This window comes from Marinobacterium sp. YM272 (assembly GCF_050908845.1).
Lineage (GTDB): Bacteria > Pseudomonadota > Gammaproteobacteria > Pseudomonadales > Balneatricaceae > Marinobacterium_D.
On sequence record NZ_CP194171.1, the window covers coordinates 4125001 to 4142035 of the forward strand.

At 57.0% G+C, this 17035-nt stretch carries 19 protein-coding genes; 1 reads left to right on the forward strand and 18 read right to left on the reverse strand.

Going from position 1 to position 17035, the window contains the following annotated elements; genetic code table 11:
* Positions 1-159: 159 nt before the first annotated feature.
* The 17 genes from der to trmJ form a co-directional block, all read right to left on the reverse strand.
* Positions 160-1593 (reverse strand): ribosome biogenesis GTPase Der, encoded by a 1434-nt coding sequence (der, locus tag ACQUQP_RS18460; RefSeq protein WP_432696496.1) that lies wholly within the window; start codon positions 1591-1593, stop codon positions 160-162.
* A gap of 74 nt (positions 1594-1667) precedes the next feature.
* Positions 1668-2816, reverse strand: a complete 1149-nt coding sequence (bamB, locus tag ACQUQP_RS18465; RefSeq protein WP_432696497.1) for an outer membrane protein assembly factor BamB — start codon at positions 2814-2816, stop codon at positions 1668-1670.
* Entirely contained in the window at positions 2813-3472 is a 660-nt protein-coding gene (locus tag ACQUQP_RS18470; RefSeq protein ID WP_432696498.1) for a YfgM family protein, read from the reverse strand. The genes bamB and ACQUQP_RS18470 overlap by 4 nt, the downstream gene beginning before the upstream one ends.
* A gap of 13 nt (positions 3473-3485) precedes the next feature.
* Entirely contained in the window at positions 3486-4739 is a 1254-nt protein-coding gene (hisS, locus tag ACQUQP_RS18475) for a histidine--tRNA ligase (RefSeq protein WP_432698722.1), read from the reverse strand.
* A gap of 58 nt (positions 4740-4797) precedes the next feature.
* On the reverse strand, positions 4798-5784 hold the full coding sequence (locus ACQUQP_RS18480; protein WP_432696499.1) for a RodZ domain-containing protein: 987 nt from the start codon (positions 5782-5784) through the stop codon (positions 4798-4800).
* Entirely contained in the window at positions 5781-6557 is a 777-nt protein-coding gene (gene pilW, locus ACQUQP_RS18485) for a type IV pilus biogenesis/stability protein PilW (protein ID WP_432696500.1), read from the reverse strand. Before pilW ends, ACQUQP_RS18480 begins: the two co-directional genes overlap by 4 nt.
* Before the next feature lie 9 nt (positions 6558-6566).
* The gene (rlmN, locus tag ACQUQP_RS18490) at positions 6567-7703 is read right to left on the reverse strand and encodes a 23S rRNA (adenine(2503)-C(2))-methyltransferase RlmN (protein WP_432696501.1); all 1137 of its coding nucleotides are present in this window, start codon (positions 7701-7703) and stop codon (positions 6567-6569) included.
* A 55-nt stretch (positions 7704-7758) separates the two neighbouring features.
* Positions 7759-8166: a nucleoside-diphosphate kinase gene (ndk, locus tag ACQUQP_RS18495; protein WP_432696502.1), complete on the reverse strand. Its 408-nt coding sequence runs from the start codon at positions 8164-8166 to the stop codon at positions 7759-7761.
* Between the two features lie 141 nt (positions 8167-8307).
* Entirely contained in the window at positions 8308-8508 is a 201-nt protein-coding gene (gene iscX, locus ACQUQP_RS18500; RefSeq protein ID WP_432696503.1) for a Fe-S cluster assembly protein IscX, read from the reverse strand.
* A 14-nt stretch (positions 8509-8522) separates the two neighbouring features.
* A complete protein-coding gene (fdx, locus tag ACQUQP_RS18505; RefSeq protein WP_432696504.1) occupies positions 8523-8861 on the reverse strand; it encodes an ISC system 2Fe-2S type ferredoxin in 339 nt (112 codons plus the stop codon).
* Entirely contained in the window at positions 8861-10741 is a 1881-nt protein-coding gene (gene hscA / locus ACQUQP_RS18510; protein WP_432696505.1) for a Fe-S protein assembly chaperone HscA, read from the reverse strand. Before hscA ends, fdx begins: the two co-directional genes overlap by 1 nt.
* 11 nt (positions 10742-10752) lie before the next feature.
* Positions 10753-11280, reverse strand: a complete 528-nt coding sequence (gene hscB / locus ACQUQP_RS18515) for a Fe-S protein assembly co-chaperone HscB (RefSeq protein WP_432696506.1) — start codon at positions 11278-11280, stop codon at positions 10753-10755.
* A 28-nt stretch (positions 11281-11308) separates the two neighbouring features.
* Positions 11309-11632: an iron-sulfur cluster assembly protein IscA gene (gene iscA, locus ACQUQP_RS18520; RefSeq protein WP_432696507.1), complete on the reverse strand. Its 324-nt coding sequence runs from the start codon at positions 11630-11632 to the stop codon at positions 11309-11311.
* Between the two features lie 44 nt (positions 11633-11676).
* Positions 11677-12057, reverse strand: coding sequence for a Fe-S cluster assembly scaffold IscU (iscU, locus tag ACQUQP_RS18525; protein WP_432696508.1), 381 nt, complete (start codon positions 12055-12057; stop codon positions 11677-11679).
* A gap of 30 nt (positions 12058-12087) precedes the next feature.
* Complete coding sequence (locus ACQUQP_RS18530) at positions 12088-13302, reverse strand: IscS subfamily cysteine desulfurase (protein ID WP_432696509.1); 1215 nt, start codon at positions 13300-13302, stop codon at positions 12088-12090.
* Between the two features lie 24 nt (positions 13303-13326).
* A complete protein-coding gene (gene iscR, locus ACQUQP_RS18535) occupies positions 13327-13815 on the reverse strand; it encodes a Fe-S cluster assembly transcriptional regulator IscR (RefSeq protein ID WP_432696510.1) in 489 nt (162 codons plus the stop codon).
* A gap of 84 nt (positions 13816-13899) precedes the next feature.
* Positions 13900-14682 (reverse strand): tRNA (cytosine(32)/uridine(32)-2'-O)-methyltransferase TrmJ, encoded by a 783-nt coding sequence (trmJ, locus tag ACQUQP_RS18540; protein WP_432696511.1) that lies wholly within the window; start codon positions 14680-14682, stop codon positions 13900-13902.
* Between the two features lie 175 nt (positions 14683-14857).
* On the opposite strand from trmJ, the gene ACQUQP_RS18545 reads away from it, so the two are divergent.
* Positions 14858-15667, forward strand: coding sequence for an inositol monophosphatase family protein (locus tag ACQUQP_RS18545; protein ID WP_432696512.1), 810 nt, complete (start codon positions 14858-14860; stop codon positions 15665-15667).
* A 67-nt stretch (positions 15668-15734) separates the two neighbouring features.
* Here ACQUQP_RS18545 and ACQUQP_RS18550 read toward each other — a convergent pair whose 3' ends face one another.
* Positions 15735-17030 carry an adenylosuccinate synthase gene (locus ACQUQP_RS18550; RefSeq protein WP_432696513.1) on the reverse strand — a complete coding sequence of 432 codons (1296 nt, stop codon included), beginning with the start codon at positions 17028-17030 and terminating at the stop codon, positions 15735-15737.
* Between the last annotated feature and the right edge of the window lie 5 nt (positions 17031-17035).

Below are 17035 nucleotides of genomic sequence, written 5' to 3' on the forward strand. Positions count from 1 at the left end.
CCCCGAAGGGCGTGTCGTCTCAAGCGAGGAGGCGCATTCTACAGACCTGCCGGAGGGAGTCAACAGGCTTTTTGGAAATAATTTACAGAAAGCTCCAGAGCACTCTTTTCACGTCATAAGAAAGGGAGCCGCAGCTCCCTTTCTTATTCAAAAAATGCATTAAGCTTTCTTGGCGCGCTTCTTCTGACGGTACTTGAGTTCCTTCACGTGCTGACGCTGACGCTCTTTTTTCGCCTGCTGTCGTGCGGTCAGGATATTGCGCTTGCCGGCAAAGGGGTTATCCCCGGTACGGAACTCAAAACGGATCGGTGTACCCTTCACCTTGAGAAACTTGATAAAGCGGTTTTCGAGGTAACGTTTGTAAGATCCCGGCAGCGCATCGGTCTGGTTACCATGCACAACGATGATCGGCGGGTTGGACCCACCCTGGTGTGCATAACGCAGTTTGATGCGACGGTTGTTAACCTGCGGCGGCTGGTGATCCGCAACCACATCCTCAAGCAGTTTGGTCAGCTGGTTGGTAGACCATTTCGCCATGGCGCAGTCATAGGCTTCATCGATAGAACGATAAAGATCACCAACACCGGAGCCGTGAAGCGCAGAGATAAAGTGGAAACGAGCAAAAGCAGCGAACATCAGACGGCGATCCACCTGGGCTTTGACCTTCTCTTTCTGCTCCTGCGTCATTCCATCCCATTTGTTCAGCGCCAGGACCAGCGCACGACCGGAATCGATAACGAAACCAAGCATATGCAGATCCTGCTCGGTCACACCTTCGCGGGCATCGATGACGGCAACCACCACGTTGGCGTCCTTGATCGCCTGGAGCGTCTTAACAATGGAGAATTTCTCCACCGCTTCACGAATATGTTTACGGCGCCGCACGCCTGCCGTATCGATCAGCGTGTAAGGCTGACCGTCACGCTCGTAGGGAATATAAACACTATCCCGGGTGGTACCCGCCTCGTCATAGACGACAACCCGGTCTTCACCCAGCATGCGGTTAACCAGGGTTGACTTACCCACATTGGGACGACCGACAATCGCGATGCGCGTACCCTTGTCAGCGGCATCTTCCGTGTCACCCTCTTCCGGCTCTTCGATACCCAGGTCATCAAGCGTCAATTCGATCAGCGAAGAGACACCACGCCCATGTGCCGCTGCAATCGTCAGCGGATCGCCCAAACCCAGGCTGAAGAACTCGCTGCGTGCGACCTCAGGGTCAATACCATCTGTTTTATTGACCACCAGGTAGCAGGTTTTTTCCTCCCGGCGCAGATGATTGGCGATCATCTCGTCTGCCGGGTTAAGCCCCGCACGACCGTCAACCAGGAACAGAACGACATCCGCCTCGTCGATAGCCAGCAAAGACTGCTGCGCCATCGCCTTATCGATGCCCTCTTCGTCACCGGAAATACCACCGGTATCGATAACGATATAATCCCGGCCACCCAACTTGCCTTCGCCATACTTGCGATCGCGGGTCAGCCCGGGCAGATCGGCAACCAGTGCGTCACGCGAACGGGTCAATCGGTTGAAAAGAGTAGATTTACCGACATTCGGTCGGCCCACCAGCGCGATCACCGGAAGCATAGCATTCACCCAAAAACAGCACGGCGGCGTTCCACCCCAAGCAGAACACCGCCGCCCTTCACTTAAGATTCAGTTCAATTCAGCTTGAGAGCCGCCAGACGACCATCATTGCTGAGTACATAAAGCACGTCATCGACCACAAGCGGATCACTGTAGATACCGGACGAGTCGAAATTATAGCGCGCTACAAAGTGACCATCGATCTGAGACATAAAATGGAGATAGCCTTCGCTATCACCCACGACCACCGTGTTGTTCAGTTCCGCCGGCGAGGTCAGACGACGATTAAGCAGAGCTGGCTGCTGCCAGACACTGGCACTGCTGCCCGCATCAAAGGCATCGACCTTGTCATCTGCAGACACCGCGTAGATGTTGCCAAACCCGGACGCCAGACCACGATAACTGGAGTAATCACGACTCCAGACGATTCTCGGACCATAAGGATTCAGCGCCACGAGACGCCCCTGGTAACTGGTAACGTATACGGTTCCATTGACGATCAGCGGGCGACCGTCCACATCTACGATACGTTCCAGTTCGGAGCGACCTTCCGCCAGCGCGATACGCTGCTCCCATACCGCGTTACCGGAGCGGTTATCGATCGCCAACAGCTTGCCGTTGGCAAAGCCGGTGAGCGTTACCTGATCAGTAACGACCGGGGCACCGGTTCCGCGCAGGCTAAGCTGAGGGATCTGGCTGTCATAGGTCCAGCGATGCTCACCGGTGACACGATCAAATGCGCTGACCTGGCCATTGATCACCTGGACAACGACGAGATCTGCATTCACTTGCGGCTGAGCGACAACCTCTGATGCCACCCGGCTGCGCCACCGTTCTTCGCCCGTGGTGGCATCAAGCACGATCACTTCGCCGTTTTCGGTAGCAACAACGACGCTACCAAAACCAAAGCCCACCCCGCCGGAGAGCGGCAGATCAAGCTCCACATCCCAGAGTTTTTCGCCTGAAGCCTGATCGATAGCGACTACCTCGCCTTCATTATCAGCCGCGAAAACACGGGAGTTGCCAATAGCCGGCTCGAACTGGTGGTAACCCAGTCCGGGTCCGTCACCGACCTGAGCACTCCAGAGCACAGAAACGTTTTTCTCTGCATCAAAGTCAACCAGCGCTGCCGGCTCTACCTCGTCCGGGCCACCCCAAAGGCCGCAACCGGCAAGCGAGGCTGTCAGCAGGCTCGCTGTAAGCACACGGACCATGGATTTCATGAGTTTTCTCCCTGAGCCAGATCGTCACGCTTCATCTCGATCACCGGACGCATCTGGGGAGTGGCACCTTCGAGCGCCTGCTCATACGCCTGACGCGCCTGATCCAACTGACCCTGAGCCACAAGCACATCGCCACGCAGCTCCTGATAGGAAGCCTGGTAATGCTCACCATTAGCCTGTTTCAGCAAGGCATCGGCCGCATCCGCATCACCCTGAGCCAGCTTGATGCGCGCGCTGCGCAGTGTCGCCAGCTGTTTAAGCTCGGCGTCCTCCGCATTCTGACGGACCCAATCCAGCTGTGCGAATGCCTGATCCAGGTCGTTGCTATCAACCGCTACGCGAGCCATGAGCATGGCGCCCAGCGCGGCATAGCCGCTGCTTTCGTAATCATCCTGCAGTACGCCTGCCAGATGTTTCGCGGTTGTCAGCTGCGCCTCATCTTCGGGAGCGGAGCGCAGAGCCATAACCGCATCGAGCAGTTCCTGGTAGGTGATTGACGCATTAGTGGACTGTGCTTCAACGCGTTTTTCCCATGCCTGCCATCCGAATACACCGGCAACAGCGACAGCAATAGCCAACAGCACCGAGCGTCCATTCTCTTTCCACCAGTTCTTGATCGCTTCAACCTGTTCCTCTTCGGTACGCAACTCCGCCACGATCCTGCCTCTCTTACTCAGTGCTATAAATGCTGGTCAGCTCTACTGCCAGCTCTTTCAGTGCGATCTGTCTTTGCTCGCTTGATTCACGCAGCGGTTTCAACGTGATAACGCCGTTCGCCAGCTCATCATCTCCCATGAGCAAACCGAACCGCGCGCCGCTTTTATCCGCCTTTTTCATCTGACTCTTGAAGCTGCCGCCACCACAGTGGAGCTGCACTCTGAGTTCAGTTTCATCGCGCAGCTGCTCTGCAATGCGGAACATCTCCACCTGCGCAGCGTCACCCATTGCCATGGCATAGACGTCGACCTTCTGGTGAACACTCTCAGGTACGGCACCCAGAGTTTCAAGCAGCAGAATCAGACGTTCAACACCCATCGCGAACCCCACTGCCGGCGTAGCGCGACCACCAAGCTGTTCCACCAGGCCATCGTAACGGCCACCGGCACAGACAGTTCCCTGGGAACCCAGTTCATCGGTGATCCACTCAAACACCGTCTTACCGTAATAATCCAGTCCACGCACAAGACGTGCGTTGACCTCATAGGCAACCCCCGCCTGATCCAGCAGGTGACACAGGCGGTCGAAATGCTCACGGGAATCCGCATCGATATAATCATGGAAATGCGGCGCCTTATCCAACAGCGCCTGGGTTCCCTGATCCTTGCTATCGAGGATACGCAGCGGGTTCGTCTTAAGGCGGCGCTGGCTGTCGCTATCAAGCTCCTCGATGTGGGCGCTCAGGTAGGCCACCAGATCGTCTTTGAAACGAGCCCGGTCAGCGGCGCTCCCCAACGTGTTCAAATGCAGAGTTACCGACTTTTCCAGACCCAGCTGACGCCACAGGCGCGCTGTCAGGATAATCAGTTCGGCATCGATATCCGGCCCCTGCATGCCAAAGGTTTCCACACCAATCTGGTGGAACTGGCGATAACGCCCCTTCTGAGGCCGCTCGTGCCGGAACATCGGTCCCATGTACCAAAGCCGCTGAACCTGGTTAAAGGTCAGGCCATGTTCCTCACAGGCACGCACACAGCTGGCTGTACCTTCGGGGCGCAGGGTAAGACTGTCACCATTGCGGTCTTCGAAGGTATACATCTCCTTCTCGACAATGTCGGTCACTTCGCCGATAGAACGTTTGAACAGGTCGGTCTGCTCGACAATCGGCATGCGCAGTTCGCTATAGCCATAGGCACCAAGCACCGCTTTGACCTGATTTTCCAGAAACTGCCAGACCGGGGTCTGATCCGGCAGAATATCATTCATGCCCCTTATGGCTTTGATCTTCGCCAAGGTTCTACTTTCCCGTATTTACAGATGCTAATTAACGCGACGACGCAGGCAGCGTCAGACGGGCGACATTCTTATCGCTCACTTGATCAAGATCAACCGGCTCGCCAGCGTACTGGATCGAGGTAACGGCACTGGCCCGCCCTATAACCACGGACAGAGGCTCCTCGCCTTCGAAACTGAGGTCACTGCCCGACTTGGCAATGCCATTGAATAGCGTCTTTCCTGCACTGTCTTTTACGCTCAACCAGCTGTCGTCGGAGAGGGACAGGTCCAGCTGAGGCGTCACGACCGGCAGCGGCTCAGCATCAGCCAGTGCGGACCCGGTTTCAGAGAGGGTATCCAGCGCCGAGTCGGCTGCGGATGCAGCTTCTTCCAGACCGAGGGCCACTCCAGTCGCGGCAGATGCGGCCAGGCTATCAGCTGCCGCTGATAACCCCGTCAGACTGTCGCCCTCTGCCCCCGCAACAGGCTCGCCGAACTCTGGCAGCGCCTGGGTGGAACCCGCGTCCTCGCTATCAATAGGAGGGAGCACCAGCGTATTGCCGTCTGCTGTCTCAACCGTAACCGGGGCATCGTCAGAGGAGAGGATCACGCTATCTATGGAGTACTGGGTCTGCCACCACCAGACGATGATGCCGATAATCGCGACGATAAAGACAAAGGTACCGAACCTCATGACCGAGCGGCTCTGCCGTGCCGGACTGGTCGAGACTGTACCCACAGCTCTCACCGACGCAGCGGTATCCTTGATACCGGCCTGACGGTCAAACTGGGCAACATAGGTATCAGGATTCATTTTCAGGCGTCGTGCATAGGCGCGAATATAGCCGCGCACAAACACCGGGCCACCCAAACCGGCAAATTCACCCCGCTCCAGCGCTTCAAGCGTGGCAACAGGCAGGTGCAGCTCCCGGCTCAGCTGTTCCAGACTCAGCCCGAGATCTTCCCTTGCCTTGACAAAGTTTCCGCCTGTGAAGGATGAAGAGGCTGCGTCCTGTGATGTTTCTTCGCTGCTCACTGCGCAGACTCCTTATACAGCCGGTATTCGTTGGACTCGGGATACATGTTCTTCAACAGCAGCGCGTAGGTCGCCGCGCGACTGGCGTTACCCTCATAACGGGCTACGCGCACACCCACCCAAAGACTCAATGGGAAATGGTTGACCCGTTTGCTATCGACCAGTTCACGAAAACGATCAAACAGGGCCGCCGCCTCGGTGTTATTACCCTGTTCAAGTTTCAGATCCGCCAACTCGACCAGCGCCAGAGGGCGCTGTCGCTGCAGGGTCAAAGCGCGCTTAAGAGCATGTTCGGCCACCGCATCCCGCCCGGTGCGGCGATAGCAGCGTCCGAGGTTTTCAAACGCCTGGGCACGGGCCTGATAAAACGGATCTTCGGTAGCGCGCGCAAGCTCGACACAGGCCTCGTCGTAACGCTCCTGACTGAAGAGAAAGGCACCGAAGTTGTTGTGAATCATCGCCGACTGAGAATCTGCAGAGATGGCTTTGCGGAAATAGTCTTCGGCCAGCCCCAGATCCTGCTCGGCCTGAAACACCAGCGCCAACGCATTATAGGCCGGCGCATAGTCGTCATCGATAGCCAGCGCCCGCTGCAGCGGGCCTTTGGCACCAGCGGTATCTCCCGCTCTCAGGTACTGCAGGCCAAGACTGGTGTAGGACTCCAGGGCATCTTCCTCGGAAGCACCACTATTGGCGTAACGGTCGGGGGTTGTCGAACATGCTGAAACCAGTATCGCCGTCAACAGCAGCATTACAGCATGGACTTGTCGCATCTTTCCCCCTTACAGAGCCTGGCTCTTCCCCTGAACAGGCTCCTCTTGTACCACAGCGATGTATTTTTGGCTACGCCGGGTACGGTCTGCCACCTGCCCGACCAGCTGTCCGCAGGCAGCATCAACATCATCGCCACGGGTGCGGCGAACGGTCGTCAGCACGTTGCTGTTCAGCATAATCTGCTTGAACGCAGCAATCGCCTCATCACTCGGGCGTTCATAGCCGGAATTGGGGAACGGATTGAAGGGTATAAGATTCAGTTTACACGGTAGTTTACGCAGCACCTTGACCAGCTGACGAGCCTGCTCCGGCTGATCATTGACGCCGGCAATCAGCGTGTATTCGACGGTTACCACACGCTTGTCGTTGAGGCCCTGAAGGTAACGGTTGCAAGCAGCGATCAGCACATCGATGGGGTAACGGCGGTTGATCGGTACCAGCTGATTACGCAGTTCATCGGTCGGCGCATGCAGAGACACCGCCAGAGACACGTCGCTGACCTCGCGCAGACGATCCAGCGCAGGTACCACACCAGAGGTACTAACGGTAACGCGTCGCTTGGAGAGACCATAGCAGTTGTCGTCCATCATCAGCTCGGTAGCCGCGACGACATTGTCAAAATTGAGCAGCGGCTCGCCCATACCCATGAAGACCACATTGGTCACCCGGCGCTCGCCGGAGGGATCGAAGGGACCAAAAGAGCGGATAGCCACACGCAACTGGCCGATAATCTCGGCCGTACTCAGGTCACGGTTAAAACCCTGCTTACCGGTGGAGCAGAAGCTGCAGTCGAGCGAGCAGCCAACCTGAGATGAAACACAGAGCGTCTTGCGGTCGCCATCGGGTATCAACACCATCTCGATAGCGGAACCACCGTCCATGCGGATGACCCACTTACGGGTGCCATCCTTGGAAAATTTTTCCATGACGATTTCCGGTTCGCGGATCTCCGCCACCTCTGACAGCTTGGCACGCAGCGCCTTGCTGATGTTTGTCATCTCCTCGAAGCTGCTGGCTCCAAACTGATGGATCCATTTAAGCACCTGGGTGGCGCGAAAGCGTTTCTCGCCCATCTGCTCGAAGAAGGCTTCCAGCTGGGAAGGGGAAAGACCGAGAAGATTGACCTTGGAGGGAGCGTCAGTCATGAAAAATCACCGGATTTAGAATGGTGGAGCCGCTCAATGAACGGCTCCTGTCGGATCAGCCACCGAAGAAGTAGGCGATCTCACGTTCAGCAGAGGTTGCAGAATCGGAACCGTGTACGGCGTTCGCATCGATAGACTCAGCGAAATCCGCACGAATGGTACCTGCAGCCGCTTCTTTCGGGTTGGTTGCACCCATCAGTTCGCGGTTCAGTGCGATTGCGTTTTCACCTTCCAGAACCTGCACAACAACGGGGCCGGAGGTCATGAAAGCAACCAGGTCTGCAAAGAAAGGACGCTCTTTGTGCTCAGCGTAGAAGCCTTCAGCTTCTGCTTTGCTCAGCGCTTTCATCTGCATTTCGACTACCTTCAGGCCCGCTTTTTCGAAACGAGTCAGAATTTCACCGATCACGTTCTTGGCAACAGCGTCCGGCTTGATGATAGAGAGAGTACGTTCAGTAGCCATGGTTCAACCTAATCCCAATTGATTATATAAATAATAAGGCGCGACATTATACGCGAGTGCTCAAACCCTGAACAGCTCAAAACCAGAGAAACAAAACCCGGCACGGGGCCGGGTCGGTAAGCCTGGTAAGGAGCCCGTTGTTCAGTCCTTTTCTTCGATCCAGGCCATCTGGATCGCTTCCAGTATTTTCTCACCACAGTGTGACGGATCGTCGTCAAAACCTTCCAGATCCAGCACTTTCTGGTAGAGGTCGGGGAAGCTGATCTGCATCGGATCCACGTCGGGATACAGCTCATCAAGTTCGATAGCGATATCCAACACATCAACCCATTTAAATGCCATAACGCCTACCCCGCTTAATGCTGTTCGGACACCTGATTGATGGTGTACTTCGGAATCTCCACAACCAGATCCTCGTCGGCCACCACCGCCTGACAGCTCAGACGCGACTCCGGCTCCAGACCCCAGGCCTTGTCCAGCATGTCGTCCTCGAGCTCATCAGACTCCTCGAGTGAATCAAAGCCTTCGCGGACAATGACATGACAGGTCGTGCAGGCGCAGGACTTTTCACAGGCGTGTTCAATATCAACGCCATTGGCGAGCGCCGCATCACAGATGGTGATACCAGGCTCGACATCCACTACTTTGCCATCGGGGCAGAGCTCCTCATGCGGCAGAAAAATAAGCTGCGGCATTACTCCGACTCCTTATCCAACTCATCAATTCGATGCCCCTGCAGCGCACTCTGGATCCCTTTATCCATCCGTCGTGCGGCAAAGTCATCACTCAGTTTAGCAAGGGATTCAACGCCCGCCTCAATAGCCGCAGAGTCCGACCCTGCGGCCGTCTGACGCAGACTGGCGACCCCCTGTTCCAGTTCGGCACGTTCTGCGGAGTCAAGCAGCTCACCATCCTGGGCGATCGCTGCTTCAACCGCCGCCGCGAGCCGCTCGGCCTCGACCTGCTGCTCGCGCAAAGCACGGGCGAGAAGGTCATCCTGCGCATGACTGAAGGAATCCTGCAGCATGCCGGTGATCTCATCATCGGTCAGTCCATAGGAGGGCTTGACCTGGATGCTGCTCTCAACCCCTGTGGACAACTCCTGGGCAGCAACGCTGAGTAGCCCGTCCGCATCAACCTGAAAGGTGACGCGAATCTTGGCTGCACCGGCCGCCATCGGCGGAATGCCGCGCAGCACGAAGCGCGCCAGAGAGCGGCAGTCCGCAACCAGCTCGCGCTCCCCCTGCACCACGTGAATCGCCATGGCAGTCTGACCGTCCTGGTAAGTCGTAAACTCCTGCCCGCGAGCGACCGGAATCGCCGTGTTACGGTGGATAACCTTCTCGACCAGACCACCCATGGTCTCAAGACCCAGCGATAGCGGGATCACATCCAGCAGCAGCATATCGCTGTCCGGCTTGTTACCAGCCAGCACATCCGCCTGCAGCGCAGCGCCTATGGCGACAACCCTGTCCGGGTCGATATCGATATGGGGCTCACGTGCGAACAGCTGACCCACCAGGGTGCGCACCAGGGGCACCCGGGTAGAACCACCCACCATGACCACATCGCGCACCTCGTCCGCCGCAACTCCGGCGTCTTTCAGGGCCCGTCGGCAGGCACGAAGGGTTTTCTTGATCAGCGGCTCGATAACCGCATCAAACTGGTCGCGGCTGACGCTGACTTCGACACGTTGGCCAGCCAAATCCAGCACAACGCTTACCTGCGACTGGGCACTCAGATCCTCCTTGACCTGTTTGGCCAGGGTCGTCAGGTAACGCGCCTGCTGGGCATCAGGTTCCAGCTCAATACCCGACTCACTCAGCATCCAGCGCGCGAGCGCATAATCAAAGTCATCACCACCCAGGGCACTGTCACCACCGGTCGCGAGCACCTCGAACACACCCTTATTAAGACGCAGCACAGAGATATCGAAGGTACCTCCGCCCAGGTCATAGACAGCGATAACACCCTCGTCACTCTGGTCCAGACCGTAAGCCACGGCCGCGGCCGTCGGTTCGTTAAGCAGTCGCAGCACATGCAAACCGGCGATCCGCGCGGCATCCTTGGTGGCCTGACGCTGAGCGTCGTCAAAGTAGGCCGGAACGGTTATAACCGCGCCGGTCAGCTCACCTTCGAGCGAATCTTCGGCCCGCTCTCGCAGCGCCCGCAGTATATCCGCCGACACCTGCACCGGACTGCGCGGCCCGGCACTGGTTTCGATGTAGGGCATACCACCCTCGCCCGGAGCAAAGCGGTAAGGCAGCTCATCACCGAAAGAGAGCACATCCTCGACACCGCGACCCATCAGGCGCTTGACCGAAATAATGGTGTTATAGGGATCGTCACCAGCCCGGCTCAGCGCTTCACGCCCAACCTCGGAGGTACCGTCTTCAGCGTAATGGACCACTGAGGGCAGCAGGTGCCTGCCGTCGATATCGGGCAGGGTTTGCGCCTCTCCGCTGCGCACGGTGGCAGCCAGTGAGTTGGTCGTTCCCAGATCGATCCCGACCGCCAGCTTGCGCTCATGGGGCGCGGCACTCTGGCCGGGTTCGGCGATTTGCAACAAAGCCATAGGGGTTCCGTTCAGTCGAACAATCGATCTTCGAGCGCTTCTATCTCGCTCTCGAGCTTGGCGGCAAACTGCATCTTGCGCACCACCTGCTCCGCGGCGTCGAGATCGTCGCTCTGGTAAAGTTTGACAAATTCCGCCCGCAGATCCCGGGATGCCTGCTCGGCCTCCTGCTGAAGCTGCTCCAGCTCGGATTCAGGATCATCCTGGTCCGCCACTTCGGACAGACGCTCACGCAACTCCATCTGCTCCATCAGGAACATGGGATCAAGCTGGGAGGATGATTCGCCGTGCGTATCCCGCCCCGCCAGAAGCAACAGGTATTGCGCACGGCGCAGGGGGGACTTGAGGGACTGGAAAGCCTCGTTCAGATGAGCCGTGTACTGCACGGACAAACGACGCTCGCGTTCGGAAAGATGGGCAAAGCGGTCGGGATGCCACTGCTTCTGGAGCTCCCGATACCTCTCACTGAGCACCCCCAGATCCAGATCGAACCCGGGCTGGAGATCGAACAGCTCAAAGTAGTTTCGGGTCATATCCATCGGTCAGCCTGACACCCCGCCAATCTATTCAGACGTTAAAGCTTTCACCGCAGCCGCACTCGCTGCTGACGTTCGGGTTATTGAACTTGAAGCCTTCGTTAAGGCCTTCCTTGACGAAATCCAGTTCGGTTCCGTCAAGGTAAACCAGGCTTTTCGGGTCGACCGCCACACGCACACCGTCGAATTCAAAGATCTGGTCTTCATCTTCAACCTGGTCGATGAATTCGAGCACATAAGCCATGCCGGAGCACCCTGAAGTGCGGACACCAACCCGAATACCGGCACCGTGGCCGCGTTTTTCGAGAAAGCGTGCGACATGATTTACCGCAGCGTCTGTCATGCTGATCGCCATATAACCCTCACGTTGTTCTACTGGCAAAGCCGAGGTCAGCGACCTCAGCCCTGCTTTTTACGGTAGTCTTCAACTGCAGCTTTGATCGCGTCTTCCGCAAGTACGGAGCAGTGGATCTTCACCGGCGGCAGCGCCAGTTCTTCCGCGATCTGCGCGTTTTTCAGCTCGGCCGCCTGATCCAGCGTCATCCCCTTGACCCACTCGGTGACCAGGGAGCTGGATGCGATTGCGGAACCGCAGCCGTATGTTTTGAATTTTGCATCTTCGATCACGCCGTCATCGCTGACGCGGATCTGCAGGCGCATTACGTCGCCACATGCCGGTGCACCCACCATGCCGGTTCCGACGTGAGTATCCTTGTCATCCATCTTACCGACGTTGCGCGGGTTTTCGTAATGATCAATAACCTGTTCGCTATAAGCCATGTTGACCTCCAAGAGCCTCTTAAAGCCCGCTTAGTGGTGTGCCCACTCAACTGTGTTCAAATCGATACCGTCTTTATACATATCCCACAGGGGGGATAGTTCGCGCAGCTTATCCACAGCAACACGAATCTGTTTAACGGCGTAATCAACTTCCTCTTCGGTGGTAAAACGACCGAAAGAGAAGCGGATAGAGCTGTGAGCCAGCTCATCATTCAGCCCCAGTGCACGCAGCACATAGGACGGTTCCAAACTTGCGGATGTACAGGCCGAACCGGAAGAAACCGCGAGATCTTTCAGCGACATCAGCAGCGACTCACCCTCAACGAACGCGAAGCTCACGTTCAGGTTGCCAGCCACGCGCTGTTCCTGCGACCCGTTCACATGGACCTCTTCCATGCTTTCGATGCCCTGCCAGAAACGGTCGCGCAGCGCTTTCAGGTGCTCGCTTTCCTGCACCATCTCTTCCTGACAGATGCGTGCCGCTTCACCCATACCCACGATCTGGTGGGTCGGCAGGGTACCTGAGCGCATACCACGCTCGTGACCACCACCGTGCATCTGGGCTTCCAGACGCACACGCGGCTTGCGACGTACGTAAAGAGCACCAATACCCTTGGGGCCGTACATCTTATGCCCGGACAGGGACAGCAGATCGACCTTCATCTTACCCATATCCAGCGGCAACTTGCCTGCGCTCTGAGCGGCATCCACATGGAAAAGCACGCCATGGCTGCGGGTCAGCTCACCAATCGCATCGATATCGGTGATGGTGCCGATCTCGTTATTCACATGCATCAGGGACACCAGAATGGTGTCTTCGCGCAGCGCATCGGCCACCATCTGCGGTGTGATGATGCCATCGCTGCCCGGCGTCAGGTAGGTGACTTCGTAGCCTTCACGCTCCAGCTGACGACAGGTATCCAGGACGGCCTTGTGCTCAATCTTGGATGTGATGATGTGCTTGCCCTTCTTGGAATAGAAGTGAGCGACACCCTTGATCGCCAGGTTGTCGGACTCGGTAGCACCGGAGGTCCAGACGATTTCACGGGGATCCGCGCCCAGCAGATCAGCCACCTGACGGCGAGCCGTTTCGACTGCCTCTTCAGCTTTCCAGCCGAACATGTGAGAGCGTGACGCCGGGTTACCGAAGTTACCGTCCGGTGTCAGGCAGCTCATCATCTTTTCGGCAACACGCGGATCAACCGGTGTAGTTGCTGAGTAATCGAGGTAGATCGGCAATTTCATTTCAATCTCCAAAGCTTTTCGCTATCAGGATGCGGATGCAACGCTGCTGGCGATCAATTGTTCTGTCTGCGGCCTGCTGCGCTGCCCCTGACGTTCTGCTACTTCCTGCACGTCGTTACGTACCACCAGATCCGCAAGACTGATATCGCTCAGGAAGTTATGAATCTGATCACTGAGATCGCACCACAGGTGATGTGTCAGGCACACCTCGCCACTTTGGCAATTGCCTGTGCTGCGACATCCCGTGGCATCAACCGATTCGTTCACGGCATCGATGACTTCCGCCACGTTGATTTCGCCGCGTTCACGCTTGAGCTGGTAACCACCACCAGGACCCCGTACGCTGTGCACCAGATTATTCCGTCGAAGCTTGGCAAACAGCTGCTCGAGATAGGACAATGAGATCCCCTGGCGTTCGGAAATATCCGCCAGACTGATCGGTCCTTTACCCTCATGAAGGGCCAGATCAAGCATCGCTGTTACAGCGTAGCGTCCTTTAGTTGTCAATCGCATAGTTACCCTCACCTGCTACTGCGAGTCTGGCTCTATTATGCAAAAACCAAGGATTTTGGTCAACTATATTCCCGACCAAAACCATCAGGATTTATCCGCCCCCGCATCACCCGCTTCAGGCGCAACGGACGAACGCTTCTCGGCCGCACGATTGACCGATTTGAGTATTCCGCGAAGCACGTTGACCTCGACCTTATCCGGCACGGCCCGCAGCACCAGCCGACGCAACCTGGGCATCAGCTGACGCGGATTATCAGGATCGAGAAAGTCGATATCCACCAGCGTCTGCTCCAGGTGCTCAAACAGACGCTCCAGCTCCAGGTGATCCGCGAGCTCAATATCCCAGTCCGTTCCCCACTGGGGCTTGCTCTGTTCATCGGCCAGCAGGTGCGCCATACGCAACTCGTAGCAGATCACCTGCACCGCGGCCGCGATATTCAGAGAGCTGAAACCTTCAACAGACGGTATATGAACATGATGATGACAGGCGTGGAGCTCGTCGTTGGTCAAGCCCCGGTCTTCACGACCAAACAGAATGGCCACCCGGGATTTCCCCTCAAGTGGCGCGGCGATGGCGCCAAGCTCCCGCGGATTAATCACCGGCCAGGGAATATGCCGCCCTCTCGCACTGGTTCCAACAACCAACTGGCAATCAGCCAGCGCATCGGCCAGAGTTGTAACGACTCGCGCATTGTCGAGAATATCGGTCGCACCAGAGGCTCGCGCAGTCGCCGCTTCATCCGGGTAGTGTTTGGGCTCAACAAGGCACAGATCACTCAACCCCATGTTCTTCATGGCACGGGCAACGGCACCAATGTTGCCGGGATGAGTGGTGTTCACCAGAACGATACGAATATGATCAAGCATGAGCAGCGATGACGTGGGTGAAAAAAAGGGCGCTTATCATACCAGAACTCGCTACCACTGAGCGATACACGCACTATCTTTACGTACAGTTTACGTACAGCATTTATTCCCCTACGCAGAGTGCGTTACAATTGGAGTTTGATTTTCCCACTCGAACGACTGGATTCCATACCCAATGCAACCAATGGTCAATATCGCTCTGCGCGCCGCACGCCTTGCCGCCGAGCAGATCGCCCGCGGCACAGAACGCCTGGACCTGATCAAATCAGAACAGGACAAGGTCGCCGCTTTTATCAATGACCTCTGCCAACAGGCTGAACGCACGATCGTTCACACGCTGCAGAAAGCCTACCCTCACCACACCGTAAGCGGTGATTACAGCGGCCGACACAAAGCTATCGGCGAAGGCCCAATGCCCTGTGAGTGGCAGGTCACGCCGATCGACAGCATCCCGAACTTCTCCAATGCCGTGCCCTCCTTCGCACTGAGCATGACCGGCCGCATCAAGGGCAAGGTCACCCACTCGCTGATCCTCAACCCGATCACCGGGGACGAATTTACCGCCAGCCGCGGCGAAGGCGCACAGCTTAATGGCAAACGCCTGCGCGTGAGCCCGCTGAAGGCCTTGAACGGCGCCCTGATCGGTACCGGCTTCATGGGCCGCAAAAGCGACCAGTCCGGACTCGAATCCCAGATCGCAATCATGCGAGAACTGGTCAATGCAGGCGCCACCCCGTTCAACACCGGCTCTGCCGCACTGAACCTGGCTTACACTGCCGCGGGACGCCTCGACGGATTCTGCCAGCTGGGACTGACCGATAGCGAACAGGATGCAGGCCTGCTACTGCTCCAGGAAGCAGGCGCACTGGTGGGTGACACCGCCGGCGGCAACAACCACCGCGAAAGCGGCAAACTGGTCGCAGGCAACCCGAAAATGTTCAAAGCGCTGATCAAGACCCTGCACCCGGCGATCAGCAGCAACTGAGCCACCAAAGCAGAACAAAAAAAGCCGCGCTTCTCAGCGCGGCTTTTTTATTGGTCTCTTGCGAGCATCACTCCTGGAACGGATCCCGCAGAACGATAGTTTCCACACGATCAGGACCTGTGGAAATAATGTCGATCGGCGTTTCAACCAGGGTTTCCAGACGCTTGATATAGGCCAGGGCATTAGCCGGCAGCTCATCCAGCGACTTCACGCCGACGGTAGACTCAGTCCAGCCTGAAATCTCTTCATAGACCGGCTTGATAGACTCGTAGTCTTCGCTACCACACAGAGAGGTCACCGGATTCCCAGCCGCATCCACATAGCCGATGCAGATATTGATCTGATCCAGACCATCCAGCACATCCAGCTTGGTCAGACAGATACCGGAAACCGAGTTGATCTGAATCGCGTGCTTAAGCGCCACCGCATCAAACCAACCACAACGACGAGCACGTCCTGTGGTCGCACCGAACTCGTGACCACGTTCAGCCAGGCGAGCGCCGATATCGCAGTTCAGCTCGGTCGGGAAAGGACCGCCACCTACACGCGTTGTGTAAGCCTTGGTAATACCCAGCACATAATCCAGGTACAACGGACCGAAACCACTACCGGTGGAGGTGCCACCAGCGGTTGTATTCGAAGAGGTCACGTACGGGTAAGTACCGTGATCGATATCGAGCAGGGAACCCTGCGCGCCCTCGAACATGATGCTTGCGCCCTGCTTACGCAGCTGATGCAGACGCGCAGTCACGTCAGTCATCATCGGCACCAGCGTTTTAGCCATATCGAGACAGTGAGCAAGCAGCTGATCCACATCGATCGGATCAACCTTGTAGTAATGCTCCAGCATGAAGTTGTGATAGGCCATCACTTCGCGCAGCTTTTCCTCGAACCGCGCCGGATCGGCCAGATCACCCAGACGCAGACCGCGACGCGCGACCTTGTCTTCGTAGGCCGGTCCGATACCACGACCGGTGGTACCGATCTTGGACTCGCCACGCGCTTTCTCGCGGGCCTGATCCAGCGCCACATGATAGGACAGGATCAGCGGACATGCCGGGCTCAGACGCAGACGCTGCCCAACCGGAACGCCACTCTCCTCGAGCCCAGCGATCTCTTTCAGCAGCGCATCCGGGGACAGCACTACCCCGTTACCGATCAGGCACTCGACATTCGGCCGCAGGATACCTGAAGGAATCAGATGCAGTACGGTTTTCTGACCATCGATTACCAGTGTATGTCCGGCATTATGGCCACCCTGGAAGCGCACGACTGCCGCGACCTTCTCGGTCAGCAGATCGACAATCTTGCCCTTGCCTTCATCACCCCACTGGGTACCCAGAACAACGACGTTTCTACCCATTACTG

What these genes read in the sequence shown, in the direction of transcription:
- hscB (WP_432696506.1), bottom strand. Translation starts at nt 11,280, where the DNA reads ATGGATATGACCCGAAACTACTTTGAGCTGTTCGATCTCCAGCCCGGG.
- iscX (WP_432696503.1), bottom strand. Translation starts at nt 8,508, where the DNA reads ATGGCATTTAAATGGGTTGATGTGTTGGATATCGCTATCGAACTTGAT.
- fdx (WP_432696504.1), bottom strand. Translation starts at nt 8,861, where the DNA reads ATGCCGCAGCTTATTTTTCTGCCGCATGAGGAGCTCTGCCCCGATGGC.
- hisS (WP_432698722.1), bottom strand. Translation starts at nt 4,739, where the DNA reads ATGAATGATATTCTGCCGGATCAGACCCCGGTCTGGCAGTTTCTGGAA.
- ACQUQP_RS18550 (WP_432696513.1), bottom strand. Translation starts at nt 17,030, where the DNA reads ATGGGTAGAAACGTCGTTGTTCTGGGTACCCAGTGGGGTGATGAAGGC.
- bamB (WP_432696497.1), bottom strand. Translation starts at nt 2,816, where the DNA reads ATGAAATCCATGGTCCGTGTGCTTACAGCGAGCCTGCTGACAGCCTCG.
- trmJ (WP_432696511.1), bottom strand. Translation starts at nt 14,682, where the DNA reads ATGCTTGATCATATTCGTATCGTTCTGGTGAACACCACTCATCCCGGC.
- ACQUQP_RS18545 (WP_432696512.1), top strand. Translation starts at nt 14,858, where the DNA reads ATGCAACCAATGGTCAATATCGCTCTGCGCGCCGCACGCCTTGCCGCC.
- iscA (WP_432696507.1), bottom strand. Translation starts at nt 11,632, where the DNA reads ATGGCGATCAGCATGACAGACGCTGCGGTAAATCATGTCGCACGCTTT.
- iscU (WP_432696508.1), bottom strand. Translation starts at nt 12,057, where the DNA reads ATGGCTTATAGCGAACAGGTTATTGATCATTACGAAAACCCGCGCAAC.
- ndk (WP_432696502.1), bottom strand. Translation starts at nt 8,166, where the DNA reads ATGGCTACTGAACGTACTCTCTCTATCATCAAGCCGGACGCTGTTGCC.
- iscR (WP_432696510.1), bottom strand. Translation starts at nt 13,815, where the DNA reads ATGCGATTGACAACTAAAGGACGCTACGCTGTAACAGCGATGCTTGAT.
- rlmN (WP_432696501.1), bottom strand. Translation starts at nt 7,703, where the DNA reads ATGACTGACGCTCCCTCCAAGGTCAATCTTCTCGGTCTTTCCCCTTCC.
- hscA (WP_432696505.1), bottom strand. Translation starts at nt 10,741, where the DNA reads ATGGCTTTGTTGCAAATCGCCGAACCCGGCCAGAGTGCCGCGCCCCAT.
- ACQUQP_RS18530 (WP_432696509.1), bottom strand. Translation starts at nt 13,302, where the DNA reads ATGAAATTGCCGATCTACCTCGATTACTCAGCAACTACACCGGTTGAT.
- pilW (WP_432696500.1), bottom strand. Translation starts at nt 6,557, where the DNA reads ATGCGACAAGTCCATGCTGTAATGCTGCTGTTGACGGCGATACTGGTT.
- der (WP_432696496.1), bottom strand. Translation starts at nt 1,593, where the DNA reads ATGCTTCCGGTGATCGCGCTGGTGGGCCGACCGAATGTCGGTAAATCT.